The sequence below is a fragment of the Caballeronia sp. Lep1P3 genome (genome assembly GCF_022879595.1).
In the GTDB taxonomy this organism is placed as follows: domain Bacteria; phylum Pseudomonadota; class Gammaproteobacteria; order Burkholderiales; family Burkholderiaceae; genus Caballeronia.
This window is the reverse complement of the sequence record NZ_CP084269.1, coordinates 155,588-181,811: the sequence shown is the minus strand read 5'-3', so window position 1 is coordinate 181,811 and position 26,224 is coordinate 155,588. Positions and strand designations below refer to the sequence as shown.

Sequence of the window (26,224 nt, the reverse complement as noted above, 5' to 3'; positions counted from 1 at the left end):
GAGATCGAACAGCCGCAGCCCGACTCTGCAGGAGCGCCATTGGAATCGATCGGGCACGCGGGTGTCGCCGCGAGCGACGCTAACGCCCAGCGGTTCCGTGAGCAACCGGAACCTGCGCCACACCGACCAGCAAGTCCGAGCGAACATAAGGCCGTGGCTACGCCGACTATGGCCGCGCAGGAATACGCAGCGGACGACTACGAGCAGACTGCGAGTGGGGGGCTAGCATCGGGTCGACCGGAACTCGTGTCGCCCGATTCGCTGCCTGACTTCAAGCGCGTGCTGACCGTCGCTGACGACGACGCCGCGCTGCGCATTCCGGCGGCTGCGCGCAAGGAGTTCGTCGCCGTCGAATTGCAACCGGGCGTGGCGATCACGGTGGCCACCGCACGGTTTGCGGAGAAGGCCCAATACGCTACTTTCATCAAGGATCTCGGCAACAACGACATCCTTGTGCGCGAGGAGATGATCGCGACGGAAAGTGTGATCGCCGCCATCTACTCGGGTAAGGCCGCGACTGCCGCGAACTCCACAGTCCGCGAATCCAGCCGCGCGATCGGCAACTTCCGCGACATCGTTGAGGCCGCACACGCATACGGCGCGAGCGACATTCATTTCGAACCACGCGAATTCCACAACGAGGTCGAAATCCGGTTCCGCGTGAACGGCGATATGTACACGTTCAGCCGCATGCCCAAGGCGATCGTGCGTCGCGCGTTGTTTGCTGCGTACAGCGATCTTGTTCAGCGCAATACCAACTCCGGCAACAGTTTTCAGCCGAGCGCGCCGCAGTCGGCAATGATCCCGCTGGTCGTCAAGACGGACACGGTCAACTTGCGCTGGCAGTCGTCGCCGTTGGTGGGCGGGTATGACGTCACGCTGCGTCTGCTCGACGGCAACTTCAAGAACTATTCGGTGCTGCTGCCGAAGGACATGGGATTCGAGAAGAGCCAGCTGGAGTTGATCGAGACGCTCAACTATGTGAGCGGCGGCATTACGGCGCTCACTGGCGAGACCGGCTCAGGCAAGACAACGACGCTGCGCGCGCTCTCTTACATGCTGCCGGATCGTGAACTGAAGAAACAGTTCGCGGTGAACGAGCCGTCGGAATATCCGATGCCGTGGCTGTCGGACTACTCAATCATTCGCCGCCCGGACGAGACCGACGACGAGGCGAACCGCAAGTACGCGGAGGTGATTCGGACGCTGATGCGACAGGACCCGGACGATTTGACCATCGGCGAAGTGCGTGACCGAGTGGTGATGGGGCTGGTGGCCGAACTAGCGCTGACCGGTCACCCAGTGCGTTTTTCGTTGCACGCCGGCGACATCATCGCGGCCGTGATGCGTATGGCAGGCGGGCGGCTGCAGCTTCCGATCGACGAGCTGGCTTCGGAAGGGTTCATTAATGCGGTCGGTAACCAGAAGCTGATTCCGACGCTTTGCGAGCACTGCAAGCTGCCGGCCGAAGACGTCATGCCGAAAGCCGACCTCGAATTGCTGCGCACGAAGTTTGGCCTCGACACCTCGCGGATGGCGTGCCGCAACTATGACGGCTGCGAGCACTGCCGACTGAAAGGGCTGTTCACGCGCAATGGCAAGGCCGCGGGGGGCACAACGCGCCCCTCGTTGGCCGCCGAACTCTATCGTCCGACGCCCGAGTTTCTGGAGCGCGTAGCCGAGCGCGACTGGGCCGGCGCCCGCAAAGTTTGGCGCGGTGCGCGGCGAACCGGGTTCGATAACGCCGATATGAATGGAAAGACGCTATATGAACACGCTCTTTTCAAGGCTTCGCGCGGTTTGATTGACCCACAATTCATTAATCGCTCGATGCAGTCGTTCGCGCAGTACCGCGTGATGCCCGGCGTCGATGGTTTGATGGTCTAACACTGGTCCTCCATGTTCACCACGTTCGCAAAGATGTTGCCCAAGCGGCAGCAGTTGGTCGTCGCGCGCTGGCGGTTTCAGAAAGTCCGCGAGGACTTCTACCGCGAGACGCGTCTCGATATCGCCGCAAAGGGCCTGCGCAACACCGAGACGCTGTTCGACCGGCTTGAAACGTACGAAAAGCGCAGCCGCACGCGCGGCAAGCTCGAATGGCGGGTGTTCTCCAGCATCCGGGAAACTATGCAGCGCGGGGAGAGCTTCTCGCTCGCTATCAAGCCATTCATCCCCGGCGACGAGTACGCGCTGCTGGACATTGCCGATGAATCTTCGCGCCAAGACTCCGTCGTGCGTGGCTTCGAACTCGCGGAAATGGCGGCGAAGGCTAAGCGCGTGCTGTCGTCAACAACCTCGGTGCAGATGGCCTACCCGGCGTTGCTGCTGGTCTACATGTACGCGTACTGCATGCTGTTTGGCGGCGTCATCTTCCCGCAGGTGCTCGACGTCCGCCCGCTCGACGAATGGCCCGATCTTGGCCGGTTCCTGTATCACGTCGACACGTTCTGCTACCAGTACTGGTGGCTCACGCTCACGGCCATCATCGGCCTTGTGCTCGCTTACTTCACGAGCTTAAAGCGTTGGTCCGGGCCTCTGCGGGACAAGTTCGACCGCATGCCGCTGCTTTGGCGAAATCGTCGCAACCTTCGCGCGGCGCTGCTCATCGTTTCGCTTGCAGGCCTATTCGACTCCAACCTTACGCTGCGAGCTGCGCTCGACAGGCTGCTCAAGACAGCCGATCCGTGGCTGCGCTGGCATCTGAAGATCATGGATCGACGCTTGACGGCCCGGTCCGATGAGCCGATGCGCGCCCTCGACACCGGCATCTTCTCGGTCACGATTGTCGACACGATCACTGACGCTGCAGGCCGCGATCAGTTTGAAGCCGCTATCAAGAGCCTTGGCCGTGAGTCACTTGATCGCGTCGTTGAAGCAGTCAAGCGCAACGCACGAATGACGCACTTCATGCTTCTCGGCTTCGCCGCTGCATTGTTTCTGACCCTCGGCATCGGTTCGTACGTGGTGACGGGTGCCGTCAATCTCACATCGGGAAATCCCGCCGCATCTAGCAATTAAGGAAAAAACAAAATGACCAACGAGAACAAACAAGCAGTCGCGATCGACGCGATTGAGATGGACCCGATCAAGGCGCGCCGCGCACGCATGCTCAAGATGGCGCGCGCGACCAAGCAGTCGGGCGAGCTGTCCATGATTGAAGCAGGGGCAGTGATGGCTGGTGCGGCGTTGCTCGCGCTGGCTGTCTATGCCGGCGGCAAGTACGTGCTCGATCTGATTCATTCGTCGCAGTTCAAGAGCGAAGCGCAGATGTTCCACACCGGGATCCTGAACGCGACGCAGAACGACGCCGACTTCTCGGCCGAGACGCTTACGGTGCTGGCTCAGAACCACGCGTTTGATTCGGCGGGCTCGCGCGTCGCGTCGGATAAGTCGTCGGTCAAGGGGATGTTTAATGGCACGGTGACGGCTGCCGTTGGCACGCTCGTGACCTCCAACGATTCGTTGGTCCTGACGTACCCGGTGACATCGACGGTTTGCTCGCTGAGCGCGGCCGCGCTCGTCACCGTGTACACGCAGGTGACGGTGAACGGCACGACGATCTTCTCGCCGACCACGACGTTTAACCCGTCGACGGTTGCGACCGCCTGCGCTTCGAATGGCTCTATGGCTTCGATGGCGCTCTGGACCACCCGTACCTAAGCGCAGGCCGCCGACATGGGAAGCATTCTTGAGATGTTGATCGTCCTCGTCGGCGCGGCCTTGCTGACGGTACAGGGAATCAAGGAAGACATTTCTGCCAAGCGCCAGAACCTGCTCCAGATCGAAGGGCAGAACATTGCGTCGATCAACTCGGCGCTTGGCAGCTACATCACTAACAACTACGCGTCGTTGATCCCCGCAGGGTTTTCGCAGACGACGTCGACTGCGATAGCCGCGCCCACGCTCGCTCAGTTGAGCGCGCAGGCTAACAACAAGGTCTCGTTCAAGGACGGTCCTTTTTGGGGTGGAACCTACCAGATAGCGCTGTCGATCGTGCCCGACAACTGCTCCACCGCAGCGGGCAACTGCCATATTGCATCGCAGATCTATCCGAGCTTGCCGCTGATCAGCATGAAGGACAAGACGGCTGACATCGCCGGTGCAGGCGTGCTCACGGCTGCGGGGGGAGCACAGTTCGGCTACTCGACAAACCGCACGCCAGCCACGATTACCGGGATTCATGGACAGTGGACGGTGCCCAATCCCGTTGGGAGCAAGCCTGGGATGGTGCTCGCGATCAATGGCTTTGGCGCGGACGGTAACTCGCCGTACTACCGGCGCGATGGCGCATTACCGCTGACCGGCACGATGAACGCCAATAATCAGGACATGCAAAACGTCGGCAATGTGACGCTGGGCGCAAACAAGGTTATGAGGTTGCAAGCGGGGAACAGTCTTCAGATCGACAACGGCGCTATGTACTACGGCGATAGCGTGAATGCGGCGGTTCGTACAAAAGGCGCGTTGTACGTCCAGAACTATCAAGGTACCGGCGCTGCACCGATCAATGTCGGCGACGTGAATTCCAGCGGAACTGTGAACGCCAATGTCGTGAACACGAACGTCGCGAATATCAACGCTGCCGCCGGCAACTGCGGCTGGAACGGCGTGACCATCCGCAACAACCTCATGTACGTGTGCAACAAGTGGGGAAACTGGGTCGGCGCCAGCAGTCTCGTTAGTAACCAGTCGGCCGACGCGCAGTACAGCGGTTGGTACAACGGGTGGGGCGTAAATCCGCCCGCATGTGGTCCCGGCGGCTCAGCGTGGTACCGAATTACGCCGCTATCAGTAACGACTGACTACTCGAACCATAATCCGCCGATCGCCGGTGCGCGCTTTTCGATGGGCTGGAGCGGGTCGCAATGGGTCCTCCAGATATACGACGTTCTCGCAGATGGAGCGAATACCCTCGTCCAAGACCAGCTTGGCCTGCAGGCGCAGATCGACGTCGGCTGCAATTACCCCAACCAATAAGAAGATGAAGCGAATCAAGACGGCAATCTCGCTGACGTTGCTTGCGACGCTGGGTGGTGTGCTGACGGCTCCTATCAGCTCTAACGCCGAGTGGGTGCAAAATCCTATGGGTGTTCCGCGCGCCCCCGGTTGCGATCCCGGATATTCATGGCAGAAGGTCGGTGTGAGGTATCAGTGCGTCACGCCGCAGCCTTCGTGCCAGTATGGGTTCGCTTCGGGCCCGGCATGGAACGGAAGCGGATGGATTTATTCATGCAATGCACCGCCTCCGCCTCCGCCGGTGACGCCACCAGCACAGGACAACCCTACGACTCCCGACGACGTCACAAAAGCCAACTGTGCGGCGCGCGCAGCGCAGGACGGGATCACGCTGGGTCCTTTGACGAATCGCATTCGGTACAGCTCCCGTGGCTATTCGCAGTGGTACTACAACAACTCTATCGGCACGAAATACTGGACCAAGTCTGACGGTTACACGCGAAGCAATGTCTATGAAGTCGTCTGTACCACGGATGACGCCACTGGAGCATGGGCGAACGTTGGCGGGGCCGGTCCCTACGCTGTTTTCAGGAACGAAGACTGCATGACCGGCGGTGGAGCTTGCGGCGGCTGACCAGCCCGAAGCATTCAGCACTCACAAAGGCAAACGCCCCGCAATCAGCGGGGCGTTTTCTTGCATCTTAGGGCTTAAGTTCGATAGCGCGTCGTGCGCTTCGCCGAACCCTTTTTACTGGCTCTGCTGACCGGCGCCTGTCGTGAAGTTCCAGGACGTGGATACGGGCGTACCGTTGCGCGCACCCGCGAACCTCACGGTATAGGTCGTGCCGGCCTTGAGAGCAGTCAGCGGAAGGAGAACCGCAGTTCCACTTTGCAGCAGCTTGTTCGGATCGGCCACGGTCGTCGCCGTCGAGCCTGCCACGGCGGCGGACGGCACCAATACACGCGCAGCCACCGCAGCCCCGGTGTTGTCGGTAAGGGCGTACTGGCTCACCGTCAGCGTATCGACGCCTTGTGCTGCTTTCACGCGGACAAGAATCGGACGTCCGGGTGCCGACAAGTCAGGAGCAGGATTCGTAGCCTCAGCGCGCATCGCCAGAGCCACGCCAGTCTCGTTACTATATGGCGAATGAACTACCGCCGTGGCCGAAATCTGCTGTCCACCAACGGACGACAGTGTGTTCGCTCCAGGTGCGCCGTTGACACCGGCTGTCGTTCCAAAATCGGTCGTGCAAGTATAGATCGGGTAGGACGAGGTTCCCGGCGTGTAGCCGATGCCGACCGTTTGCTGCGTGTAGGTGAGATCGACCAGGTGGTAGACCGACGCGAGCGCTCGTCCGATGCAGTCAGCGGCGTCGGCGGCTTGGGTTCCGCCCGGCACGCCGGCCGCGATGTTCTCGCCAATCCATTCAGTCGTCGGTGCGCCAGCCTTTTGTGCACGAAGCAACGGCGTGTCCCCATAGTAATTGGCGTTGCTCGCCACTTCGTCATGGCTCAATGCCGTGAGCATCCCGTTAGCCAGATTGCTGAACAAGTATCGCGAATGCGCCTGTGCCGCCGTGTCCAACACCGGATCTTGATTTAGCATGCCAACGCCCATCGCATTGCGGTAGGCGTTGATCTGATTGAACGCAGCAAGCTGGAAGGAATCGGCGACATAGCTGGGCGTGTTGGCCGACGTTTGCGGCGCAACGCCGCTTGTCGTGTCCGTGTTCGCAGGGCTGCTCGCGCCGGTAGCGGGCGCAGCTGATGAGCTTGAGCTACCGCCACCGCCGCCGCAAGCAGCCACCAGCAGCGATGCAGCGATCGCGGCCATCGAGAGTTTGAAGTTTTTCTGAATCGTCATTTGTTGTTTCCGATCTAGTTGTTGCAGTCGCCCCCGCGATCTGCTTACTTTCATCTTATCCAGCGGTGTTCGAAGTCAAGGCGACTTGGAAGTCCGCCGCGAAACCGCTTTCCTCGTTGGGGAATGCCGTTGGCCAATGGCGGCGCAGGCATTGTAATACCCAGTAATGGGTTGAAATTCGGCACCGTTGTTTGGTCGCAACCGTTTGCTATCGCCGCTGTCCGCGGGCTCGGAAGTGCTTTACCCGCAAGGCGATAAAGACGACGCCGAGCACCGCAGCAACGGCGACGGGCTGTGTCGCGCCGACGGAAGAGAGAAGTGCAGTGCCGCCCCAAAGGAGAATGAGGAAGGTCGCGAGCGCGCCGAATGCCTTGCTTTTCGACACGGCCGCGAACTGCCGCCTGCCTGACCCGAATCTTTGCGCGAAGCGAACGTTGCTTTGCTCAAGGTCGAACGCGTCCAGCGACTGCACGGTCGCGCGATCAGCGCGGTAGTGCCTCTCGTACCGGTGGAACCTCGCGTCGCCGCGGCCTTCGAGCCACGCGGCGACACTGTCCGGAAAGAGGTAAGCGAAGTCCTGCATGGCTCAGTGCGTCACGTCAGAGTGAAATTCGATCGCGCCGATCGCATCGGCAATGCACAGACCATCGGCCTCGCCGTAGTACGCGCCGGTTTGAAGGTCCAGCCAGCCAAACTGCACGCGGCCGTCGCGTGAGAAAACGACGAGTCCAGCTTCAACGCTAAACTGTTCGGACATTGATCGAACTCCCTCCGTTGTGGTTATCGTTACTCGGTCTTCGACTTCGCCTGCTTTTTGGCGGAGCGTGACTTCAGACTGTAGCTGCAGCCCGGACAGAAGAAGTCTTTCGCCAGTTCGATCCTTCCTTGCTCGTTGGAGAGGATGTACTCGGTCTTACAGGTCCGGCACGGGGTCATCGTTAGCCGGGAGTGGATCGCCATTGCTCGGGTGAGGTGGATCGCGCGGTCGGGGCTAATGACCAACTCTTTGCCGAACATCTTCTCGGCGACGTCGATAGAGGCGATAAGCGCCTCAGGGATGTTGCCTCCGTTGGCCAGCGCTGCGCGATAAAGCCATGCCAAGAACGTTCCCTGCAGACGATGTGTCGGGTGCTCGACGTACCAGATGAGCGACGTCGGGTTGCAGCCGCACGGTGAACTGACGCCGTGGATCTCCCTGTAGGTGTTCCGTGCTTTTGTTGCGTTCAGCGTGAACAGATTGGTCGCAGTCGCAGCGCGGCAGCCTTGTGTCATAAGCGCCCGCGCGTAGACATCGCGTTGAGCCCGGTCAAGCCGAAGGTCCGACCACGCGTGCTTGAATGGCAAGGTGGACGGCGGGAGCTGCGCCGTACGCATGAGGTAATGGGCGACCGCCTCGTTTGACAGCCATCCCGTGCGGTATTCCGTCCAGAACATGTTGTCGTCGAACCGCCATCTATAGAGCGGGAACTTGATCTCACCGATCGCCGATTGGATGCGACGCATCGGCAGACCCTTGAGGTAGTGCGCGAGTTCGAGCGAGAGACCTAGCAGCGGTGCCGCCAGGACGTTCATGTGCAGCACGTCCTTAAGCAGCGTCACATAGGAGCTGTTGTTGTGAAATATGTCGCGTCCGGTCATGCCATCGACTTCGGGCATCTTATCCGTTAGCTCTTCCACCTTTCGCGAACGCAGGACGCCGTTGACGAACGTATCCCAGTCTCTGGGGTCCGGCAGGGTAGGGGACAATGCTAGGAACGGCATGTTCATGAGCGTCGCCTTCGGATCGGCGTGCGTATCGAACAGTTCCATATTGTCCAGCGATAGGCCCAGCACGCCCTCCGCGTCGGGATACCGCGCAAGGACCTTGTGCATTGCGTCAGTGAGCGAATAGTTTTCGCGCTGGATCTTTTCGGCCAAGAAAGCCGGTAACGCGATGTTGGTCTCAATCGCGTCTAGAGTATTTTTTGACATTGTCGTTATCAATTTTTTTGTCATCCTGTGCGCCTCACGGCGCACAGCCACGTGGTCGGTCTTAGCCCTTTTTACTTAGCGAGCCATGCGTCGAGTTCGCTCTGCGATTTGCGCATCATCGCGGACAACGTCTCCAGCATCGTGCGATGCTCGGCAGGGCTGTCGCATGCCTGGACGGCCAGTTGCGCGGCGGTGAGCTTTCCAGCGAAGGACTCGAACGCGGCGGAAACGCCTTCCATCGTCTTATGCACTTTTTCTGCGGCAGCGAGCGCAGCCTTGGCTTTCTCGCGGTTCTTCTCAACCTCGGTTACTTCTTGCTTCAGTGCGTCCAAGGCTTGCGTCGTCTTCTTAAATTCGGCTGTTTTCTCTTCAAGCGCTTCGACCAGCGAGGTGAAGCCGGGAGGCGTAACAAGCACCTCTTTCACTTGTACTTCGGGCTTCTTGTTCTCGAGCGCGTCAAGCAGACGCTTGATCTCCCTGTCTTTGTCTGCAAGGTCTTTCTGCATGTCGCTCATCCCTGCAGTACGACGGTTGTAGAGGTCATCCAAGCCGTCCAGTTGCTGCTGCTTTGCGGTCAGTGCCCGGGCCTTGGTGTCGAGTTCATCCTTGAGATGCTGTGCCTCGCGCTGCGCAAGGTCGAGTGCGGTCTTCGTGTCCTCAAGTACGGACGTGACGTTGTCTACTTGCTTCTGACTATCGACAAGCGCCTTTTCTTGCTTCTGCAGCGCGTCGAGTAGCTTTTTCACGTCTGCGCGCGTCATATCAGGCTTGGCTTGCTTCTGAGCCATTAGTTCAGTAATGTGCGCGTCGCTGACGGTGGAGGAGGCCAGCATGTCGAGCTCGCCCACATTGAAGATGCGGATAGCCTCCTCGTTGTTACCAAAGCGTTCCCAGCATCGCATGTACTGGCGGGCTGCCGACTCCTTGATCTTCAGCGAGTTCTCGAAGAAGTCGTACGCCATGCGCGCCGCTTTGCGGTGAATCGAGACCGTGTCGCCGCCCTTCGCCACCAGATTGTTACGAATGAGGTAGTGGGCGTGAAAAAGTTGATTGCCGAGCGCGATCATCTCTGCGGAGATGCGTTCCCGGGACTCGGAAACGGCCATCATGGAGTCCGTCAGTCTCGCGACGAGCTCGTCCTCTGCGCCAAAAGCGTCTTTAGCGGCTTTTTCGATGGTGGTTCGGGTGATCCCTTTGTTATCGTCGCGCGGAACGATGAAATCGGACATGGAATCGTCACCGAACGGAACCGGTAGATTGGGATTGAACTTATTCGGAACGTTTCCGGACGTCTCGCCTGACAGCATTTCTTCTCTCCGTTGTGTGCAGCGCTGACGGCGCTGCCCTGCATGCGCGGGGCTCTCATCCCCGCAACGTATCGAACGACCGATCGGCTAAGTAACCGATCGTAAATTCTTTGTTACACGTTCCGAGGGTGAAAAGACGCATATTTCACCCCCTCTTTCGCGCAAGCTCTTGCAGACAAAAGCCGCACAGGCGCGAGTAAGCAATCGTTTAACGGTTCACATATGTAACACTTTAACGATTATGTGGAAGACCTTTCCTAATTCAGGGCTTGATTTCGGTCGAAAGTTCTGGTTACGCGACCACCCGCGCCTTGTGGGCAGTAAGCGCCTTTGGTGAGGTGTCGGCGTACATCAGTACGGCCGCCGTGGCGCGACGGACGTCCACCGGCGATCTTTCTTTGAACGAATCGCGCTTGAGTCGCAGCCAGTAGGGCAACTCCTCCAGCGAGAGCAGATCGGTCGACAGGTCCCGGTGAAGCACGGCCGTGGGCGATGTGAAAATGCCGGCACCGGCAACCGGCCACATGCCTGGCAGTTGTTCACGAAGAAATCGGAGCTTGGTCCGGTTCTGCGCTATCGGGGAGCGCCTATCGTCCGTTTCACCGTTGTGCGAAGTTCGGGTGAGATTCCCGGGCATCGCTGACGGCGCAATGTGCCCGGACCAATTTTTCGTCTCAAAAACGAAAATCCCGAAGGGCGTGACCGCAAGGTGGTCGATTTCTGCCGTTGGAAAGGCCGTCCCCGGTGCGTGTTCGATCACCAACGGACCATCATGCAGATAAAACTCCTCGCCGCACAGGCAGCGGAGGGTCTTGCGCAGCTTCGCCTGCGTCGCAGCCTCGCCCGCAGCGCCGATCGCGTCCGCCGAACGTGGCACTGTCCGCGCCGAATGCGAAGTGCGCGGGCGACGCCGTGCTTTAGACCGTCTATATAGGTAGTAGCCGCCGACGGCGATCAGTAGTTTGATAAGCATGTGCTGGCTCCTTGGTATGTATGCTCCAAGCATGGCAGGGCATGCGCGAAGTCAAGGCCGCCCGCTCGCAGTCACAGATGTGTCGAAAAAAGCAAAAGGCGGTATGAAATCGGGAGCTTTCGAAGGCACGCACCTCGCTGGCAGGGCGTAAATTCGCATCTATCCCCGCGTCCACGACGCATCGACCCGAGTTGCGCATACCGATAGGCCGCGCGCTCGCATCCACTTTCCCCTGCTTTGAGCTGCTTCCGCCACGCCTTCATTCGAGCCGTGACGAAAGCGTCTCTCCGCGCGCCGTTTTTCCCTGCTCACCCGAGCATCGAAAATCATCCAGCGCTGTGTTGGCTGGACATCCCTTAGTGCGTCTTTTTCTGGAGAGAAAAATGCCGAAGCAGTTGGTTATGAAGGCGATGAAGTCGCCCGGCTGGTTGGTCGCTGTTTGCTTTGCCCTGTGGTTTGCGGCGCATTCGTTCTTCGCCTTTCTGTTTGTCTCTGCCACCGTCGCTGTATGGATCAAGAGATCCATCAAGGCGGCGCTGAAAGAGGAGAAAGCTGAGGATTCGAAGGCGCCCGCGCACGCCGTTGTCGCTCCGGCTCCCGCCGACGCCAACGTCACGCCCATCAAACGTCAGTACGCCAAGTCCGCAGTGGTCGTTCCACTTAAGACAGGCACCGACAACTAGTCGCTACGCCTGAATGTCAAGACTGCCCGCACGGGCGGTCTTGACCCCTCACCCCAACGGGAAACCATCCCGTTGCGGGCATGGGTTCCCGTTCATTCGGAGATTCCCATGCAAGCAGAAGTAGCCGCATGGCAACTGGACATGTTCGGCGCTCCCGAAGCACCGATCACACGCGTCCAAGCCAAGCCCGATCCGCTGCCCGATCCGCACCTGTGGAGCGGGGCCGTTAAAGACAAGATGGTCGACGCGTTGATCAGTCTCGCGACTGACAGCAGACGCGGCGACAACATGCCCGAGTCGTTAATGGACTGCGCTGCGTTGTTCAGCGAGCGACTCAAAAACCGAAAAAAGATGGAACTCGAAGACTACCGGGCCACGCTCGGATGGGTCATGGAGTTCTGGATGGGCGCCTTGCCGTATCGGTTCGTGTGCCAGATCAACGGCGTCGATCCCGAGATCCTGCAGGACGTCATCTTGAGCAACCCTTTGCTCAAACGCGACATGGAAGAAGTGCGTAGCGAGTGCTTCGGCACGCTGCTCTAGGAGGTCGACTATGAGCACATCAACATTCGGCCGGCTGCGGGGAACGCTCTTCGGAGTGCAGTCGGCGACGCAGGCCCGGAATAGCTACCCCGCAAAGCAATCATCCCCCGTCGAAGTCGGAAAAGGCGGAGCGAACGAGCGGCACATCGCGATCGCTGGTCAACCGATGCTCTTTCGCGACGACGGCGATGTCGTGGTGCAGTTTCGCCCGGCGTTCGACTATGAGCTACGGCCAACTGCAGTCGGAATGAAGCTGATTCCGGCGCTCGCTCCGCACTGGGAAGTGCTGCGAGAGCACCAGGGTCCGCTCACAGAAGCGATTGCGGCTGCCGTCCGGGACGTTCAGCCGACAGAGGCGCCTTCCGAGCGTTCGGTTGCACCAACCCGCCCAGCCGCCGCGAGCGACGCGCGACCGACAAAGCAAATCGTCGAGACCGTAGCGTCGTCGCCAGCGCGGGCCGCCGAGCCATCGCATCGACCCAGTGAGCGCGCGCGATATGGCGTGCTGAAAGAGTGGGGCGAGAGGGAGTTCCCGGACGGCAAGCGACCGGGGCGGACCTACGAATCCTTCTGCATCACACTTGAGCACCGTACAGGTGTGGACGTGCTGCAAGGCGAGGGTCTTCGCGACGCGATTGCAGAGGCACATTGCAAAGTCGGCGATCGCATAGAGGTCAGGCGCCTTGGCAAGATCAAGGTACCTGCCGTCGATAAACGTGGTCGACCAAAGCTCGATTCCAGCGGCGCGCAAGTGCTCTGGGACAAGTGGCTTTGGGCGATTTCCAAGAAATCTTAAAGGAGCTTTTTATGGCATCAGTAAACAAGGTCATCCTCGTGGGCAACCTCGGAGCCGACCCGGAAACGCGTTATCTGCCGAGCGGCGACGCGGTGGCAAACATTCGACTGGCAACGACCGATCGCTACAAGGACAAGTCCTCGGGCGAAATGAAGGAGCAGACCGAGTGGCATCGCGTTTCTTTCTTCGGTCGGCTGGCTGAAATCGTCAACGGGTATCTGAAGAAGGGCTCGTCGGTGTACATCGAAGGCAGAATCCGCACGCGCAAGTACACGGACCAAGCTGGGCAAGAGCGGTATTCGACGGAAATCGTCGCAGACCAGATGCAAATGCTCGGCGGCCGCTCTACCGGTGATCGTTCGTCCAATGACGGTCTCGAGAGCCAGCGCCCCGCACGTCAAGAACGGTCGCAGCAGCCGCGATCGAGCAACCCGACGCCGGCGAATCGCGAACCGCAATCGACGTCGTATGGTGGAGGCGGTGGGTTTGATGACATGGATGACATTCCCTTCAACGCTTACCTAACGCGACGCGAGTGGGCTGCGATCTGATCCCGTAACTGCTCACCTCGCTTCCTGTTTCTTCTCACCTTCGTTGCTTCGTCGAACCGGAAACGGTCGGCGAAGCCGCGAAGCGTCTCTTCCGGTGCACGACGCGCCCTCGCTGTCGCTACACCCACCTTTCGCTTCCCCTGCTGAAAAAAGCCGCCCGCCGTTGCTCGCCATGCGCGAGGCGGACGGCTTTTTTGAGCACGGTTTCACCGCCTGTTCAGGCATCGACCTCAACCACACCACTACTGGAGTGCCAATGAATATCAAGGACATTAAGCTGTCCCCGGAACAGTGGGTTGCGTTGCTCCAGAAGTATGGAGTGCCCGCAAGCTCATTGACCGGGAAGGGCGCACCCTGTCCCATCTGCGGCGGAAACGACCGCTTCACCTACGACAACAACCGCGGCCGCGGCGACTGGCTCTGCCGCAAGTGCAACGACGGTGACCGAAAAGCCGGCGACGGCTTCGAGCTCATCTGCAAGGCCGCCGGAATGACCTTCCGCGAACTCATGATCGAGCTCGAAGGCGGCAGCCTGGCCGATGCGCGGCAGAACCGAGCACAACCGGCAGCCCCGGCAGCCCCGGCGCCTGGCCGAAAGGTCGATCCCGAGTGGGCGCGCAAGCGCCTCGACTCAATGTGGGATCGAGCGACGCTGGTCGGTTCCGACGGCGTAGTTCCGCGGTACCTGCGCGAGCGGGTGCCGGGTCTGACTGTGGCCCCGTCCGCGGCGCTGCGCATGGCGATGCTCGATTACCGCCACGAGAAGAAAGTTATCGGTCAGTGGCCGGGCATCCTCGCTCGCTTTACGCTGCCGGACGGCCGACTCGGAACGCTGCACCGAACGTTCCTTGAACGCTCGAAACCTGCGAAGGCGTCGATCGTCACTAACGATGGCGAGATCCTTCCAGCCAAGCTGAACGACGTGACGCTTCATAAGCTCAACGGCGGCGCAGTCCGGCTGATGGATCCAGTCGATGGCGAGATCGGCGTCGCGGAAGGTCTCGAGACGGCGTATGCCGCGCACATGCTCTTCGGTGTGCCGGTCTGGTACTGCCTGAATCGAATCCTTCTCGCCGATTTCGTTGTGCCGGACGGCCTCGGAATCCGCGTCGTCCACATTTTCGCGGACTTCGATGCGGTCGATCCCCGCACCGGTAAATCGCCGGGCGTCGATGCCGCATTGAAGCTGGCGAAGCGGCTGCGAGCTGAAGGCTACACGGCTATGGTTCACCGGCCGAAAAAGCGGGAAACCGATTTTGCCGACGAGTGGTGTGCATCACAGGCAGCACATCGCCCGTCCGTAGCAATGGTGGTGCGCCGCGACGAACGCGAAGCGCTGCACGTTTGATTGTTTGACTCCGCGGCCGTCTGGCCGCTAACAGTAACTTTTTGCCCGGTGGGGATTCGTCCCCGCCGGGGCCGCAATCCGCCCGGGCTTTTCCAATGGAGAAGAGGAAATGAGCTTCAGCATGATTGTCGGCCGGTATGAGATCGTGGCAACTTCCGGCGTTGAGAACGGCTCGGTCAGAGTGGGGAAGTCGCAGGCCGAAGCGTATGACGTCATCGACCGGAAGCGAGGCGGTCATGCCCGACTGGAGAAACAAGGCGTCACACTGGACACCGCCTGGTTTTACTGCATTCGCCGACAGGCGAGCGCACAAGGTGTATCTCTGCTGCATTGAGTACCCCCTGAAGACAAAAGCCCCGACCATTGGTCGGGGCTTTTCTATTTGTGGCTCGCAATTCAGCGATTACTTGTAGCGCACCACGTACCACAAACGCCACCGTAAGACGAAAAACGTAACCTTCAGGAACGGAACGAGGATGCCAGTTGCCCAGCACATCACGAACGCACAGGACCCGATCAACACCTGAGTGAGGCCGCTCTTCGGCAGGTACGCGCAAACCCACATCACGAAGAAGGACGCCATCACGATAATGATGCGTCGCGTGAAAAATGGCAGCGCCATTAATCTAGCGTACATCATCGGTTCCTTCGGCTGAGCGGGACAACGCGCGATGCAACAGATAAGCTGCCTCCCACGCAGCCAGCGCGGCGGCCACGAAAATCCACATGCGAACGCCGCGCGTCCAGTCGGCTTGCGCCAGATTGTTGAGAATGTCCATAAAACGCCTCAGTATTCGTTGGTTTTGATAGGTGCACTGGCTGCAAATAAAACCCATCTTGGCAGATACGCGGCGAAGTCAAGCCGCAGCGGACATGCTTTATCGGCGCGACAAACAGATACTCGGGCCAACGGCACCGGTTGACTAAAACCCAGCGAACTGGTCAGCGATTTCATCGACATTGAAACGATGAGAAAGCTGCGTCACGACATCGTGGTCGGTTGCGCCCGAAGATACTGCCGAATTGGCCGCGATCATCGTGGTAGACGATACAGGAAGAGCAGAGGCTTTTAGAGCAGCGACCGCTTCAACCGACAGTTCAGCGTAGGCCGGCGACCGCCCATTTTTGCCCGCGGAGGTCAACTCGCGCCCGCCGATCGCTGTCCGCGCTGTGTCGTTGGCTAGTGAGCGGAGCACGGCCGCGCGCAATCGTGGACCGTGTTCATCCAGACGCTGATACAGCTCAGGGAAGAGAGCCTCGTCCACCGTCACCTTGATCAGCATCTTTCTTGTCATGCTGCCACTCCCAGCTTGCGCTCACGCGCAAGCGTCGATTCACCGACGATCAAGAAGCCCTTCACGTTCGCGAAGCACGGCGCGTCCATCAATTGAACTCGATTCTTCGGAAACGCTTCACGTACTGCTGACTCGTAGAGAGCTGCGCCACCACCGCTCAAGACGATTGAGCGAACCGTACCGGTGTTGCCGACCTTTTCCTGGATTGTTTTGACGGTGCTCCGGATCACTGCTTGCGACTTTTCCAAGTACGGTGCGAGGTCAATCTCGTCGCTGTAGAAAAGGAACGGCTTCTTCATCCGCAGGCATTTATCGAGCTTCTCAATGTCGGTAACGATCTCGCCCTTTTCTTCGCCAATCAGCGATGCGATGCGCTTATAGACCTGGGATGCACCGCCAGGAACCCCGTTGCTACGCCCGTCGTTCATTGTGAAGCCACTTGCGACCACCCAGTCGGTCGTGAAATAGCCGACATCAATTACGATGTGTTCGTTTTCCCGATCGAAAGCATCGCCGCCGTACTCGGAAAAAGAGACGAGCGAACCGAGAGGCTGCGGGATGACTTTCACGCTGCCGATACGCACTTTGTGCTCACCAAATGTCAGCGTGCCGCTGAACGCGTCGCGCACGGAGTCGGCGTACTTGCCGATGCTATGAACTGGTAAGCCCAGAACTAGACGTTCGACGTCCGTCACGCCGGCGAAGTGAAGGGCGCCGTAGAGCAGCGCCGCGTAGTTCGGCGTTGTGCAGAAGTCCTCAGACAGCGTCCGGCCTGCGTTCCCATAAGCTGACGATCTTTCAACGCCGGGACCGACTTCATACACTGTTCCATCGATTTCAATGGCAGCCACTTTGCGATCGGACAGCACACCGTTGGCGAAACTCGAGACCGCCTCGCTGACGCGAAGCGGGGCGAGCGAAGGAAACATCATCGTCGCGAGGTCCGAGCCCATACGAAACGCGCATTTGGTATTGCCGTAACCAACATCAACTGCAAAAACCTGTGTTTTCATGATTCTCTCTCCAGAGTTCAGTTAAGCCGTTGCCAGCAAAGTTTGCCCGGCCCCTGGCAGGTCCCTGCGTGGCCGCTACACGGGCCAAGAGCAGCATTCTGAAGGGTGAAGCTGCTCGTAAGTCCCCTGTTTGGTCCCTGCTTGACCCTCGTCGGGGCCAAGCAGGGACGCGCACTCAGCGGCAAGTTTCGTTAGGGAACCTACAGGTACCCACTAGGGGCCAAAGCTGCTGCTGACGGGCCTAATCTATCTGGAACGCCGCAATGTCAAGGAAGCAAAAGCTCGCTACATTTAGGCAGCTTTCGAAATGTGCGCTGTCTTCCGAGCGGCTATGATTCCAATCACCAACCGCGCGACCAGCGCATCGAACCTCCTATACGGACCATCGAGGGGACCGCTTTGCCTAGCGAAAATCCCCTCTGTCACAGGCCGCAAAATCATGCGGCCTTTTTCTGAATCAAATCAAACGCACCGTGAGCCAAGTTGAGGAACACGGACACGCGATATCCATTGGGTTTGCGGGCAGTTCAGCCCGAGAAAGCAAGTTGAGTCGAGGTGCGCGCGGACACGGACACAGTCTGCTGCTGCGATCACCGACGCATTCGACAAGCATGGACGCATCCTTACAGCACACGAAGCTGGGTACGTTGCATGAGGCCCGACACACCGCGGCGGATTCAACGCGCTTGGGGATGGGGGAGCGAGCAAGCCGAATAGGCGACTGCTCCCTGTACGGAAGACGAACGGTCGGCGCAACCGGAACAAAACAGCGCAAAAGCAATTACCGAGCAATTGGCCGCAGCGCATCAGTGCTAAGGCCGGCGCGGTAGCCGTAGCAGCGGCACAGCCCAATCGCGCAGCGAAAAGCGCGCGACTGGACTGTCGGCAGTAGCGGGGAGAGCAATCAACGGCGAGAGGTTCTGCGAAGCGGACCCGCGTTGATGTCTCCCGGCAGCTAGTCGGCGGCGGTCAACACGCGAAGCGTGAGACCGGCAGCACGCAGCAATACGGACGGTCGATGCACGTCTCTTCCACGTGCGGGGCTGATCGAATGGAATCGCTAAAGGCGAGGAAGGGTGGACCCGGCGGGGTGACGCGGCGCGCAGCGCGAAGAGACGAGGAGATAGGCTCCCTGCGGTTCTCGCCCGGCGAAAAAGGGATCGGGCACATGTCAGTGTCCGCGGACCAAGCGCAGATCAACGAGGAAACGATGCAGGAGCCGTTGGACGTATTCGTGCTTCGGAAGGCAGTAACGGGCTCATATATTGTCGGCTCGTACCACCGCGTCATGGGGCCAGTTTTCCTAGACGCAGTCCACTCGATCGAACGGCATTGCGGGCTGACGCTGAACCTAGACCGCGCCCATCGCTTTGAGCGCGACACGGTCGACATAGATGGCTTTCTATCGAAGCTCGACGAGAGCTATCACGAGTCTGGCGTGGCCACAGGCGACTTTGCCTCGCTGTGCAATAACTTTTCCGTCACCCGGGGGGCCTTGGCTGAGTGGGCACGAGCCACCCCTTGGATAGAAGTTTTCGCACCTGCGCCGCCGCTGTACTTGCGGGCATTCGAAGCGGGCATCGAGCGTAGCTCGCCATGGACGCGAGACATTGCGCAAGCACTCCGCTTCAGTGCCCGAGAAATCCTGCTTGAGCCGTCGCTGAGGAGGATCGAGCCGCATGGACGGTTCGTCTCGCTGACGGCGGGTGGCGCCGCCGCCACAGGTGCGCATAAAGCCGCCCGGGAGCCGTGGGTCAATCATCCGCTCGAGGCTGACCTAGCGTGGTCCATGTGGCAGTTGTCCATGCGATACGGTTTTGACGATTTGAATGCTCGACGGGCTGCGCTGAGGCATGCGGCGGCGGCCGGCTGGGAATCTGCGGCGGCAGGTGTGATTGAGATATCCGGCCATATTGCGCGGTCGCCCGAGTTACGCCAATCGTTCGAGACAGGACGGGCGCTCTGCTATGCAACTAATCACTTGATCACGAACGCACAGGGGAATTGCTAATGTCGGTCACCGTCAACGTCCGCTCAGAACTTCGTCGCTACAATTTGCCAGAGGACTTCAAAATCGAACTGGAACGGCTTCTTGAGGACAACGTCGCTCGCGTGCACAGCCGGACTCGCGTAAGTAGAAACCCGCTGTCATTGAAGACACAGGCATATCGGATTCAGAAGATCTGCCACGCATTCGTGGAGCTTCGCGAGAACGGATACGCGCTGAAATCTCCGTGGGCCCTGAAGCAGAAGCACGTCGAGGCACTTGTGGACATCTGGGTTCGTAAGAAGCTGACGGGCGGAACAATCGAAAACAAGCTGACCTATCTTCGCGCACTCGCCGAGTGGATGCATAAGCCAAACCTTATCGGCCCGTTGGAAAGCTACGTTGACCGCAAAGAGCACGGTCTTGTTCGCTCGTACATCGCCACCGAGGACAAGTCGTGGGACGGCAATGGAGTCGATTCGATCGAGAAGATGGCGGAGATCGCGCATACCGACAGGTATGTCGCTGTCCAACTCCGCCTGCAGTTGACCTTCGGTTTGCGCGTCGAGGAAAGCTTCCTCTTGCGCCCTGTTGAGTCAGTCGGCGATGACGGGATGCTCCACGTCACACGGGGGACAAAAGGCGGTCGAAACCGGGTCGTCCCGATCGGTGACGGCCTAGACGTACTGAAGGAGGCGGCAGCGCTGACGAACTCGGTTTCGAAGACCACGATCCCGCTCGGATATACGAAGCAGCAGTGGAAAGACCGGTTCTACCGTGTGCTACGCAAGCACGGAGTGCGGAAGAGCGCGCTCGGAATAACTGCCCACGGTCTACGTCACCAAAACTTCCACACCATGTACGAAGCGTTGGCAGGCGTTAAAGCGCCGGTTAAGGGAACAGGCGAGATTGCGCCGAAGGCGCAGCACGAGGAGGCCAGGCGTCAGGTGGTCGAAGCGGCAGGTCACAGCCGACCCTCGATTGCAAACGCGTATCTATCGACGCACAGGGTCCAGCAGCAAAAGGCGACGGACGTTACCCTCGATCAGGTGCATGATGCCATCGCTAAGTTCAACGGCAACAAAAAGGCTGCCGCAAACTTCCTTCAGATCTCAAGGCAAAGCGTGTATCGGATCCTCGAGGGAAGAGCCGTGAGTGTGACAAATAGCAGAAAGTCCTAACTTGTCACACGCGAAAAGTTTGAAATTGTCGTTTGGCGTCAGTGAGATAGCGGAGAGGCACCCGCGCAAAGCGCCATATCAGTGATATGGCCCGTGGGTTCAGTCCCGCGCTTTTGGGTCAATTCAAGAGCCAATCCAGCGACCGGCTTGTCATCGCGTGATAGGTGAGAATGGCGGCCAAGGCGACGACCACAGCGATTTGCGGTGCGAGCTTTGAGCGCAGGCGGTAAGCGGCGCGAAGGTATTCGATGGGGGACATGCGTTTCCTGTGGTGGTGGTTGCCGCTGGCGTCAACTCGCCAGCACCAAACCAGTATGGACGCATAAGCCCGAAGTCAAGTTACCAGCGATTGCGGTCCGGCAGATCGTCAACCGCGAGGTTCACGCTGTTCTCGAAACTGCCCTCATCACCGCCCGTCGCAGGAATGCGCGGAAACTGAATCGAGGCTATGCCGTCGATGTATACGCGTTTAGCGAGTTGCTGGAGCTTCCGGTATCTCGCAGCATCGTTGAGCACTGTGTCGACAGGCCAGAAATCGCTCAAGGTGATCTTGCTGTCGACGATTTTCGCAGCCAGCATGGCGAAAACTGGGCCGCGCTTCTCCCAGTCGCCTTCCGTTCGTGCCAAGAGGTTGATCAGGAGCGGCGCATCCAGGGCGCTGACTTCCTTCCTGATCAGCTTGAGGAGATCGCCTTCCTTGGCAGGGGGGCGCCGCGTCCGAGCGTTCCAGATCGTCCCCGCCTTCTCTAGGGCCGCGTGCCGGTCGTCGCCGATTGCGATCCAAGGCGTTTGCATGCCGCAGTCTTCGCAAAAGATGCAGCAAACCTTTTCTTGCGGGATCGCAAAGAGCGAGCGCGCTTCGAGGTCGTTCATTTGCGGAGCAGCTCGGTCGTCGGCGCTCAGATAGTCACTCGCGGGCGCCGACAGGCGCTTCAATAGCCGGTGCGAGTAGCCAAAGGCCCATTTTCCGCCGCAATGGTCGCAGGGGAAGAGCTCGTCAGTCATGGCAGCGTGGTCCGGGGCGTTCGCCGATCGTCGGCGAAAAGGGTGTGGGCGGATGCATTATAACGACGCTCGTTTCCCGGCCAAATTAGGAAACAACCCCGAACTTTACAACGCCTTTCAGACTACGCGGCGACGCGATTGGCGGCGATTGCGTTGTAATCCTCGTGGCTGACCAAGCGGATAGGCCTCAAAGATGGGGCGTCGAAAAGTAACCGATACGATCTGCCAACGGGGACCGATAGGAGCCTGCCGGCGGACGACTTCAGGAATTTGCCGTCGAGCGAGAAGGGATGGATTCCGTTGCTGACCTTCGCGAGGAGGTCGCGTGCCTCGCGTTGAACGGACGACAGATGGCGAACCATCGACAGGTCGATGGCGTCGTCGGCAGTCGAACGTCTCTTTGCCGCGCGCTTTTGTTCCATCGCGAGACGCTGCTCCGCTTTCTCTTTTTCTGCGTTGGCGCAGGTGTGGCATTACTTCCCCTTGCCGGTGTGGCCGCATGCAAACGACTGCTTCATGGTGCTGGTGCTCTGTTGTTGCTGATACCCTATTGCACCACCGATCGACGCTCCGTCAAGTCTCCGTTGAAGGCTGTTTCGGTGCTCTTTTCAGGTTATCGATGGCGTCGAGGGTTTTGGAAAGCTCGAGATTCCGGGCATCAGCAAGAGCCAGACGATTCTTGAGGTGCTCGATCTGCGAGAGAGCGAGACCGTACTGCTCCGCGAGCATTGAAAGCGCGGAAAAGGGCGCCAGGGGCCGCACCGCAGTCAGAGCAAGAGACGGTGCCGCCGTGTTTGGCCAGCCGTATATGACGATGCGCGCAGCCGTTGCCGTGACCGCGCGCATCATTGGTAGAGAGACGCGTAAATGGAAGGATGGTGCTCATTCAGGAGTCAACCAGTGCTCCGCGTCCCTAGGCGGCCAACGGCCAGTGTCGCCAGCAATGTTGTCGGGAAACAAAATCCGAGCAATTCTCGCATCTCGCCGATAGTGCCGCTCAACATTATCAAGATATCGCCGAAAGGCTGCGTCGTCGGTGAGACGCCCCTCAATCGAACAATGCGCGAGCCGTAAATCGGTCGGCGTCGACGCGTGTTGTTCAAGTGCTCGCGCGTGTCCGCCATCCGGCAGCCACCACCTGTTCCAACGAACGGTAAAGGCTAGCCAGCTACGCGCTGAGCTATCGATCTCTGCCCACGACGCCCGGAAGTCGAGGATCGCGCCAAGGGTGCTGAAGAACACCATGCGCACATGGGTGTCGTCGGCGGCCGCGACAACGATCTGCTTGCGCCGCTCATCGACCGGGTCGATCAAACTTGCCATTGCGAGCGCGGGGTAGCTCACCTGCCAGTCGGCATCGCGAGCCGTCGCGTGTTTCAAAAAGAACGAGTTCGAGCTCACGTGTTGTATCGAGAAGTTGAGAACTGGGTCAAGGTATCGCGGTGATGCCCGCTGTCAAGTCAAGCGGCGGCCGGCAGTCGTACCGACGCTAGTTCTGCCGGTGGTATCCACTCGACACAAGGCGTTGCAGTGAGCGCGTACCGCGCCTGCTTTTCCTTCTTGCGCTTAAGGTATTGCGGGTTGCCCTGCATGCCATAGATTTCGATCGCGGTCGGGGCCTCGGTGTCCGTCAGTTGAAAGTCCGGCAGCTGTGCATCGCCGTTCTCCAGCCTGAGCGGCTTGGTAAACCGCCGGCGCTCCGCGACCAGCCGGTTGGCCATCGCGACTTCGTAGCTCGAGTCGCAAGGTAAGAAGCTGCTGTTGCACAACTGCAGGGCGATGTCGACGATTCGAAGATTGCCTTCTTTGGTCCGCTCGATTACCGCTAACACCACGATCCGCGCGCTCGCGTCGCCGACCATGGCCCACGCAGATCGAAATGATGCGGCCGCCATCGCAAGCAACTGCTTTGAGGCGAAGAAGGTGCGCTTCGTCTGGCGAAGCTTGACGACGAAGCCATACTTGGAAGCATCGACCGTGCGCAACTCGCCAAGGACCAAGCCACGTTGCGACGCCGTGGGCGTCGTTTCAATCCGCCCAAGAAAGTCATCGAACTCCGCGACGATGGATTGCGCTTCGTTTTCGTCATAGCGACGCATGACATGCAGGACGCTCTGCATCGGCTTACCGTTGAGTTTGCCGTCTCCAAGTGCGGCGACGAGGTGAGCGTTGCATTGCCCCCAACTGCGCGCAGAGGCACCCGTCCAGGTATGCAAATCCGCCTCGATCCAGAGACGCTGCAGGAAGCCGAGCAGCGGCGCCGCACGGCGCGTCTTGCCGGTGCCTGAAGTGTTCGCGGACAGGCGGGGAGAGGTTTCGACTGTTTTGACAAATAGGGAGGCGTCGAGCTTGACGTTCAGACCCGCAGGCGTGTGCTGGATTGCATCAGCGGCGTCGGACTTGCTCTTGCCGGTCGCAGCGGCCGCCGCATAGAAAGGGCACTTCGAGTTGTGGTGCGGCCCTTCGTCGGGCCATCGCGCAAGATGAAAGAGCGCGCCGTAGCGACGAACTACGAGACGCAGCGGTTGGCCCGCACCCGCAGCGTTGCATCGACACACCGCATATCCCGGCGACTTCTTGGCACGCTCAAGCTGGCGCGCGTAGCGTGCCGGGCTGTTCTGAACGTCCTTAAGCAAAACGGTGAGATTGTCAAAGGAGACGTGAACCATGTCTTTCGGCCTCGCGCAGGGTGGAACGCGCCTGGTGGCTCGGGACCTTGTGAACATGGGCGCGAGTGCCCAGCAGATTGGCCATCTGGCGCACGCTCAAGCAGAACTGCTCTGCGTGGAAAGTGCTGGGAAACCGAACGCCGACGGTCGACACAGCGCCAGGAGCGGCATAGTCACGAGAAAATACCGAGCCAGCGCCGATCAGTGCGTCCAGCCATGAGTCCGGGAATCCAGCGGCCGGCTCTGCATCTGCGCGTGCGCCTGCCGGGTCATCTCTGATGTCTTCGAAGCTGATAATGATGAGGTCCATCGTCCTTAGTCACGGGCGAAGAGGCGGATGGGAGCTGCCTCAGTTGCAAGTTGGTGCTTTCGCCAAAGCCTTGTCGCAAAGGACGAGCGCGCCCATCGCCGCGACGACTCCTGTGTATACGAGTGCGATGAGCAGTGCGGCCAACCTCTTTTCGTTGCTTGCTAGCGCTTCGGCGCGGACGTTTTGCGCCCTCGCGAGGTCGACACGCTGCGAATCCAGCGCGTCGTCGAACGACTGACGGTCGCGAAACCCATAGTTTTGGAGCACAGTCGCCTGCGCGTTGGCCGGAACATGCTGGAGCGCATCAGAGACGCCTTGCATGCGCTCTACGAGGCCTGTGCCTGCAACGACCGGTACGGCTGTTCGCTCGAGTTTGAACCCGTGCACAACAAGGCCGATCGCCGCAACCGAGGTCGCGCACGAAGCGATGAGGACGGCAACAGTGGCTATGTGACTCAGTTTCATGTGCTCATGGAATCGTTGACGCGGCTAGCGCAGTTCGCAATTCTCGCGATCAGCGATTCATTAGCGAAGGAGAAAGATGCGTCGTTTCGATCGCCTTTTCCATTCACCGTGCGCACACGTAGTTGAGCCGGAATTCCTTGCCGGCAAATTGACCGGAAAGCTATCGTTTTTAGGGGGTCTTTCGCCAAACGCGCTTCATCATGATGAAGCCCCCGGACCGTGAACCCCGAGAGATGTGTGGGTGAATGTGCGCGGCGGTGACGTGTTATCCCCAGGGTTATCCAGAAAAACTGGGGATAACTGAAAGCGGCTGGCTGAAGAGGCGCTATCAAAAGCTCGCCTTTCCCCGCAACGCGGCGACGTCATGCAGGTATCGTTGAACCATCACCCGCGCGTCCTAGCGCATCGACTCTCGGCGACCAACTTCGCCGCACCCGCAACGTCTACCTTAACCCGCAGGGGCATGTCCCCGATTGCGGGCGTGCGCCTGCTCATCCCCATGGAGCAATCGCATGTACACGCAATTAATCGAGCAGTTCAAGACGGCCCAAACGGCAGCAGCAGTGGCGTATCGCGCTGTCGTTCAGGCCGAGCGCGACGTCTTTGCTGACGGATTGACCGAGTATTCGGCGATGGAAGTTCGAAGCGAATACAAAGTCGAGCGCGAGCTCAACACGTTCTGCCGACGGCTGCTCTCGCGGCTTGTGATGGAGGCAAGCCGAAAGTTCGCCCCCGCCGGCGGCAGAATCGAGATCGACCAGAGTCGCGAACTCGACCGATGCGGTCTCGATATCGAGGAGGATCTGAGCAAGAACAACATCCCTGACTTGGACGGCTTCTGGCAACACCTCGAGCCAACGTTCGGCGGTGAGGCCGGCGAGCGCGTTGCGTTTGAGCAGGCAGCCAAGGCCATCATCGACGGTTTTTGGCTCAAGCCCGATACGGAGATCAAGCGCACCAGCAGCGCGGTGATTCTCGAAAAGCGCGTTACGTCCCAGTCGTGCTTCCATTCGAAGGGGCAACGCGAGGTCTATTACTCCTCTCAGCAGGCGGTCGCCACAACCTTTGACGGCTTGGCGACCTTCGCGAAGAAGCATCAGTTCGGCGCGCTGGCGATGCAACTGCGCAACTTCAGCGTCCACCGACTGACTTTTTCCACTCGCGAGAAGCTGTCGTTCACGGGGCTGGAGGTCGTGCTGTTCAACGACAAGTGGCAGTTCAAGTTCGCTCACGACGTGGGTGACGCGTTGTCCCTCTTCATTAGTGAGTTCGGCGCCAAGTACCTCGCCTCGCGCGACCGCTACTAA

Annotated in this window: 32 protein-coding genes; 14 read left to right on the top strand and 18 right to left on the bottom strand. The window is 59.5% G+C overall.

What is annotated here, in order from left to right; genetic code table 11:
* The first annotated feature begins 168 nt into the window (after positions 1 to 168).
* The 5 genes from LDZ27_RS27440 to LDZ27_RS27420 are packed head-to-tail and all read left to right on the top strand — an operon-like array spanning position 169 to position 5,590.
* Positions 169 to 1,887 carry a GspE/PulE family protein gene (locus LDZ27_RS27440; protein ID WP_244818638.1) on the top strand — a complete coding sequence of 573 codons (1,719 nt, stop codon included), beginning with the start codon at positions 169 to 171 and terminating at the stop codon, positions 1,885 to 1,887.
* Positions 1,888 to 1,899: 12 nt separating this feature from the next.
* Positions 1,900 to 3,018, top strand: a complete 1,119-nt coding sequence (locus LDZ27_RS27435) for a type II secretion system protein (protein WP_244818505.1) — start codon at positions 1,900 to 1,902, stop codon at positions 3,016 to 3,018.
* A 12-nt stretch (positions 3,019 to 3,030) separates the two neighbouring features.
* Positions 3,031 to 3,660: a hypothetical protein gene (locus LDZ27_RS27430; protein WP_244818504.1), complete on the top strand. Its 630-nt coding sequence runs from the start codon at positions 3,031 to 3,033 to the stop codon at positions 3,658 to 3,660.
* Between the two features lie 15 nt (positions 3,661 to 3,675).
* Positions 3,676 to 4,977 carry a hypothetical protein gene (locus tag LDZ27_RS27425; RefSeq protein ID WP_244818503.1) on the top strand — a complete coding sequence of 434 codons (1,302 nt, stop codon included), beginning with the start codon at positions 3,676 to 3,678 and terminating at the stop codon, positions 4,975 to 4,977.
* A 4-nt stretch (positions 4,978 to 4,981) separates the two neighbouring features.
* Entirely contained in the window at positions 4,982 to 5,590 is a 609-nt protein-coding gene (locus tag LDZ27_RS27420) for a hypothetical protein (RefSeq protein WP_244818502.1), read from the top strand.
* Positions 5,591 to 5,704: 114 nt separating this feature from the next.
* Here LDZ27_RS27420 and LDZ27_RS27415 read toward each other — a convergent pair whose 3' ends face one another.
* From LDZ27_RS27415 to LDZ27_RS27390, 6 genes are all read right to left on the bottom strand, one after another.
* On the bottom strand, positions 5,705 to 6,820 hold the full coding sequence (locus tag LDZ27_RS27415; RefSeq protein WP_244818501.1) for a CAP domain-containing protein: 1,116 nt from the start codon (positions 6,818 to 6,820) through the stop codon (positions 5,705 to 5,707).
* A 208-nt stretch (positions 6,821 to 7,028) separates the two neighbouring features.
* On the bottom strand, positions 7,029 to 7,403 hold the full coding sequence (locus tag LDZ27_RS27410; RefSeq protein ID WP_244818500.1) for a hypothetical protein: 375 nt from the start codon (positions 7,401 to 7,403) through the stop codon (positions 7,029 to 7,031).
* Positions 7,404 to 7,406: 3 nt separating this feature from the next.
* Complete coding sequence (locus LDZ27_RS27405; protein ID WP_244818499.1) at positions 7,407 to 7,577, bottom strand: hypothetical protein; 171 nt, start codon at positions 7,575 to 7,577, stop codon at positions 7,407 to 7,409.
* Between the two features lie 29 nt (positions 7,578 to 7,606).
* A complete protein-coding gene (locus tag LDZ27_RS27400) occupies positions 7,607 to 8,815 on the bottom strand; it encodes a FlhC family transcriptional regulator (RefSeq protein ID WP_244818498.1) in 1,209 nt (402 codons plus the stop codon).
* 47 nt (positions 8,816 to 8,862) lie between these two features.
* Positions 8,863 to 10,098: a hypothetical protein gene (locus LDZ27_RS27395; protein WP_008343116.1), complete on the bottom strand. Its 1,236-nt coding sequence runs from the start codon at positions 10,096 to 10,098 to the stop codon at positions 8,863 to 8,865.
* A 292-nt stretch (positions 10,099 to 10,390) separates the two neighbouring features.
* The gene (locus tag LDZ27_RS27390; protein ID WP_244818497.1) at positions 10,391 to 11,071 is read right to left on the bottom strand and encodes a nuclease-related domain-containing protein; all 681 of its coding nucleotides are present in this window, start codon (positions 11,069 to 11,071) and stop codon (positions 10,391 to 10,393) included.
* 383 nt (positions 11,072 to 11,454) lie between these two features.
* On the opposite strand from LDZ27_RS27390, the gene LDZ27_RS27385 reads away from it, so the two are divergent.
* From LDZ27_RS27385 to LDZ27_RS27360, 6 genes are all read left to right on the top strand, one after another.
* Positions 11,455 to 11,754, top strand: a complete 300-nt coding sequence (locus LDZ27_RS27385; RefSeq protein WP_053572386.1) for a hypothetical protein — start codon at positions 11,455 to 11,457, stop codon at positions 11,752 to 11,754.
* 108 nt (positions 11,755 to 11,862) lie between these two features.
* A complete protein-coding gene (locus tag LDZ27_RS27380; protein ID WP_370653502.1) occupies positions 11,863 to 12,297 on the top strand; it encodes a hypothetical protein in 435 nt (144 codons plus the stop codon).
* A 10-nt stretch (positions 12,298 to 12,307) separates the two neighbouring features.
* On the top strand, positions 12,308 to 13,093 hold the full coding sequence (locus LDZ27_RS27375) for a hypothetical protein (protein WP_244818495.1): 786 nt from the start codon (positions 12,308 to 12,310) through the stop codon (positions 13,091 to 13,093).
* A gap of 11 nt (positions 13,094 to 13,104) precedes the next feature.
* On the top strand, positions 13,105 to 13,644 hold the full coding sequence (gene ssb / locus LDZ27_RS27370; RefSeq protein WP_244818494.1) for a single-stranded DNA-binding protein: 540 nt from the start codon (positions 13,105 to 13,107) through the stop codon (positions 13,642 to 13,644).
* Positions 13,645 to 13,900: 256 nt separating this feature from the next.
* The gene (locus tag LDZ27_RS27365) at positions 13,901 to 14,992 is read left to right on the top strand and encodes a primase-helicase zinc-binding domain-containing protein (protein WP_244818493.1); all 1,092 of its coding nucleotides are present in this window, start codon (positions 13,901 to 13,903) and stop codon (positions 14,990 to 14,992) included.
* A gap of 109 nt (positions 14,993 to 15,101) precedes the next feature.
* Entirely contained in the window at positions 15,102 to 15,326 is a 225-nt protein-coding gene (locus tag LDZ27_RS27360) for a hypothetical protein (protein ID WP_008343128.1), read from the top strand.
* Positions 15,327 to 15,395: 69 nt separating this feature from the next.
* Here the strand turns inward: LDZ27_RS27360 and LDZ27_RS27355 are convergent, their stop codons facing one another.
* From LDZ27_RS27355 to LDZ27_RS27340, 4 genes are all read right to left on the bottom strand, one after another.
* A complete protein-coding gene (locus LDZ27_RS27355; RefSeq protein ID WP_244818492.1) occupies positions 15,396 to 15,632 on the bottom strand; it encodes a hypothetical protein in 237 nt (78 codons plus the stop codon).
* Positions 15,619 to 15,771 (bottom strand): hypothetical protein, encoded by a 153-nt coding sequence (locus LDZ27_RS27350; protein ID WP_244818491.1) that lies wholly within the window; start codon positions 15,769 to 15,771, stop codon positions 15,619 to 15,621. The genes LDZ27_RS27355 and LDZ27_RS27350 overlap by 14 nt, the downstream gene beginning before the upstream one ends.
* Before the next feature lie 144 nt (positions 15,772 to 15,915).
* Entirely contained in the window at positions 15,916 to 16,287 is a 372-nt protein-coding gene (locus LDZ27_RS27345; RefSeq protein ID WP_244818490.1) for a hypothetical protein, read from the bottom strand.
* A complete protein-coding gene (locus LDZ27_RS27340; RefSeq protein WP_008343135.1) occupies positions 16,284 to 17,300 on the bottom strand; it encodes a PRTRC system protein D in 1,017 nt (338 codons plus the stop codon). Before LDZ27_RS27340 ends, LDZ27_RS27345 begins: the two co-directional genes overlap by 4 nt.
* Before the next feature lie 1,168 nt (positions 17,301 to 18,468).
* Between LDZ27_RS27340 and LDZ27_RS27335 the strand changes: the two genes are divergently transcribed.
* On the top strand, positions 18,469 to 19,311 hold the full coding sequence (locus LDZ27_RS27335) for a hypothetical protein (protein ID WP_244818489.1): 843 nt from the start codon (positions 18,469 to 18,471) through the stop codon (positions 19,309 to 19,311).
* Complete coding sequence (locus tag LDZ27_RS27330) at positions 19,311 to 20,468, top strand: integrase domain-containing protein (protein WP_244818488.1); 1,158 nt, start codon at positions 19,311 to 19,313, stop codon at positions 20,466 to 20,468. Before LDZ27_RS27335 ends, LDZ27_RS27330 begins: the two co-directional genes overlap by 1 nt.
* 118 nt (positions 20,469 to 20,586) lie before the next feature.
* On the opposite strand, the gene LDZ27_RS27325 is transcribed toward LDZ27_RS27330, so the two are convergent.
* The 8 genes from LDZ27_RS27325 to LDZ27_RS27290 all read right to left on the bottom strand — a co-directional run bounded on the left by LDZ27_RS27325 (position 20,587) and on the right by LDZ27_RS27290 (position 24,917).
* Positions 20,587 to 20,727 carry a hypothetical protein gene (locus LDZ27_RS27325; RefSeq protein WP_244818487.1) on the bottom strand — a complete coding sequence of 47 codons (141 nt, stop codon included), beginning with the start codon at positions 20,725 to 20,727 and terminating at the stop codon, positions 20,587 to 20,589.
* Positions 20,728 to 20,807: 80 nt separating this feature from the next.
* Entirely contained in the window at positions 20,808 to 21,473 is a 666-nt protein-coding gene (locus LDZ27_RS27320; protein WP_244818486.1) for a Lar family restriction alleviation protein, read from the bottom strand.
* Positions 21,474 to 21,595: 122 nt separating this feature from the next.
* Positions 21,596 to 21,895, bottom strand: a complete 300-nt coding sequence (locus LDZ27_RS27315; RefSeq protein WP_244818485.1) for a hypothetical protein — start codon at positions 21,893 to 21,895, stop codon at positions 21,596 to 21,598.
* 151 nt (positions 21,896 to 22,046) lie between these two features.
* On the bottom strand, positions 22,047 to 22,322 hold the full coding sequence (locus LDZ27_RS27310) for a hypothetical protein (protein ID WP_244818484.1): 276 nt from the start codon (positions 22,320 to 22,322) through the stop codon (positions 22,047 to 22,049).
* Between the two features lie 33 nt (positions 22,323 to 22,355).
* Positions 22,356 to 22,874 carry a hypothetical protein gene (locus LDZ27_RS27305; RefSeq protein ID WP_244818483.1) on the bottom strand — a complete coding sequence of 173 codons (519 nt, stop codon included), beginning with the start codon at positions 22,872 to 22,874 and terminating at the stop codon, positions 22,356 to 22,358.
* Between the two features lie 59 nt (positions 22,875 to 22,933).
* Entirely contained in the window at positions 22,934 to 24,142 is a 1,209-nt protein-coding gene (locus tag LDZ27_RS27300; protein ID WP_244818482.1) for a DUF1173 family protein, read from the bottom strand.
* On the bottom strand, positions 24,123 to 24,452 hold the full coding sequence (locus LDZ27_RS27295; RefSeq protein ID WP_035472815.1) for a hypothetical protein: 330 nt from the start codon (positions 24,450 to 24,452) through the stop codon (positions 24,123 to 24,125). The genes LDZ27_RS27300 and LDZ27_RS27295 overlap by 20 nt, the downstream gene beginning before the upstream one ends.
* 39 nt (positions 24,453 to 24,491) lie before the next feature.
* The gene (locus LDZ27_RS27290) at positions 24,492 to 24,917 is read right to left on the bottom strand and encodes a hypothetical protein (protein WP_244818481.1); all 426 of its coding nucleotides are present in this window, start codon (positions 24,915 to 24,917) and stop codon (positions 24,492 to 24,494) included.
* Between the two features lie 512 nt (positions 24,918 to 25,429).
* On the opposite strand from LDZ27_RS27290, the gene LDZ27_RS27285 reads away from it, so the two are divergent.
* The gene (locus LDZ27_RS27285; RefSeq protein WP_008343151.1) at positions 25,430 to 26,224 is read left to right on the top strand and encodes a hypothetical protein; all 795 of its coding nucleotides are present in this window, start codon (positions 25,430 to 25,432) and stop codon (positions 26,222 to 26,224) included.

Coding starts and splice junctions, on each gene's coding strand:
- LDZ27_RS27440 (WP_244818638.1), top strand. CDS start 169: ATGGCCGCGCAGGAATACGCAGCGGACGACTACGAGCAGACTGCGAGT.
- LDZ27_RS27435 (WP_244818505.1), top strand. CDS start 1,900: ATGTTCACCACGTTCGCAAAGATGTTGCCCAAGCGGCAGCAGTTGGTC.
- LDZ27_RS27430 (WP_244818504.1), top strand. CDS start 3,031: ATGACCAACGAGAACAAACAAGCAGTCGCGATCGACGCGATTGAGATG.
- LDZ27_RS27425 (WP_244818503.1), top strand. CDS start 3,676: ATGGGAAGCATTCTTGAGATGTTGATCGTCCTCGTCGGCGCGGCCTTG.
- LDZ27_RS27420 (WP_244818502.1), top strand. CDS start 4,982: ATGAAGCGAATCAAGACGGCAATCTCGCTGACGTTGCTTGCGACGCTG.
- LDZ27_RS27415 (WP_244818501.1), bottom strand. CDS start 6,820: ATGACGATTCAGAAAAACTTCAAACTCTCGATGGCCGCGATCGCTGCA.
- LDZ27_RS27410 (WP_244818500.1), bottom strand. CDS start 7,403: ATGCAGGACTTCGCTTACCTCTTTCCGGACAGTGTCGCCGCGTGGCTC.
- LDZ27_RS27405 (WP_244818499.1), bottom strand. CDS start 7,577: ATGTCCGAACAGTTTAGCGTTGAAGCTGGACTCGTCGTTTTCTCACGC.
- LDZ27_RS27400 (WP_244818498.1), bottom strand. CDS start 8,815: ATGACAAAAAAATTGATAACGACAATGTCAAAAAATACTCTAGACGCG.
- LDZ27_RS27395 (WP_008343116.1), bottom strand. CDS start 10,098: ATGCTGTCAGGCGAGACGTCCGGAAACGTTCCGAATAAGTTCAATCCC.
- LDZ27_RS27390 (WP_244818497.1), bottom strand. CDS start 11,071: ATGCTTATCAAACTACTGATCGCCGTCGGCGGCTACTACCTATATAGA.
- LDZ27_RS27385 (WP_053572386.1), top strand. CDS start 11,455: ATGCCGAAGCAGTTGGTTATGAAGGCGATGAAGTCGCCCGGCTGGTTG.
- LDZ27_RS27380 (WP_370653502.1), top strand. CDS start 11,863: ATGCAAGCAGAAGTAGCCGCATGGCAACTGGACATGTTCGGCGCTCCC.
- LDZ27_RS27375 (WP_244818495.1), top strand. CDS start 12,308: ATGAGCACATCAACATTCGGCCGGCTGCGGGGAACGCTCTTCGGAGTG.
- ssb (WP_244818494.1), top strand. CDS start 13,105: ATGGCATCAGTAAACAAGGTCATCCTCGTGGGCAACCTCGGAGCCGAC.
- LDZ27_RS27365 (WP_244818493.1), top strand. CDS start 13,901: ATGAATATCAAGGACATTAAGCTGTCCCCGGAACAGTGGGTTGCGTTG.
- LDZ27_RS27360 (WP_008343128.1), top strand. CDS start 15,102: ATGAGCTTCAGCATGATTGTCGGCCGGTATGAGATCGTGGCAACTTCC.
- LDZ27_RS27355 (WP_244818492.1), bottom strand. CDS start 15,632: ATGATGTACGCTAGATTAATGGCGCTGCCATTTTTCACGCGACGCATC.
- LDZ27_RS27350 (WP_244818491.1), bottom strand. CDS start 15,771: ATGGACATTCTCAACAATCTGGCGCAAGCCGACTGGACGCGCGGCGTT.
- LDZ27_RS27345 (WP_244818490.1), bottom strand. CDS start 16,287: ATGACAAGAAAGATGCTGATCAAGGTGACGGTGGACGAGGCTCTCTTC.
- LDZ27_RS27340 (WP_008343135.1), bottom strand. CDS start 17,300: ATGAAAACACAGGTTTTTGCAGTTGATGTTGGTTACGGCAATACCAAA.
- LDZ27_RS27335 (WP_244818489.1), top strand. CDS start 18,469: ATGTCAGTGTCCGCGGACCAAGCGCAGATCAACGAGGAAACGATGCAG.
- LDZ27_RS27330 (WP_244818488.1), top strand. CDS start 19,311: ATGTCGGTCACCGTCAACGTCCGCTCAGAACTTCGTCGCTACAATTTG.
- LDZ27_RS27325 (WP_244818487.1), bottom strand. CDS start 20,727: ATGTCCCCCATCGAATACCTTCGCGCCGCTTACCGCCTGCGCTCAAAG.
- LDZ27_RS27320 (WP_244818486.1), bottom strand. CDS start 21,473: ATGACTGACGAGCTCTTCCCCTGCGACCATTGCGGCGGAAAATGGGCC.
- LDZ27_RS27315 (WP_244818485.1), bottom strand. CDS start 21,895: ATGGAACAAAAGCGCGCGGCAAAGAGACGTTCGACTGCCGACGACGCC.
- LDZ27_RS27310 (WP_244818484.1), bottom strand. CDS start 22,322: ATGATGCGCGCGGTCACGGCAACGGCTGCGCGCATCGTCATATACGGC.
- LDZ27_RS27300 (WP_244818482.1), bottom strand. CDS start 24,142: ATGGTTCACGTCTCCTTTGACAATCTCACCGTTTTGCTTAAGGACGTT.
- LDZ27_RS27295 (WP_035472815.1), bottom strand. CDS start 24,452: ATGGACCTCATCATTATCAGCTTCGAAGACATCAGAGATGACCCGGCA.
- LDZ27_RS27290 (WP_244818481.1), bottom strand. CDS start 24,917: ATGAAACTGAGTCACATAGCCACTGTTGCCGTCCTCATCGCTTCGTGC.
- LDZ27_RS27285 (WP_008343151.1), top strand. CDS start 25,430: ATGTACACGCAATTAATCGAGCAGTTCAAGACGGCCCAAACGGCAGCA.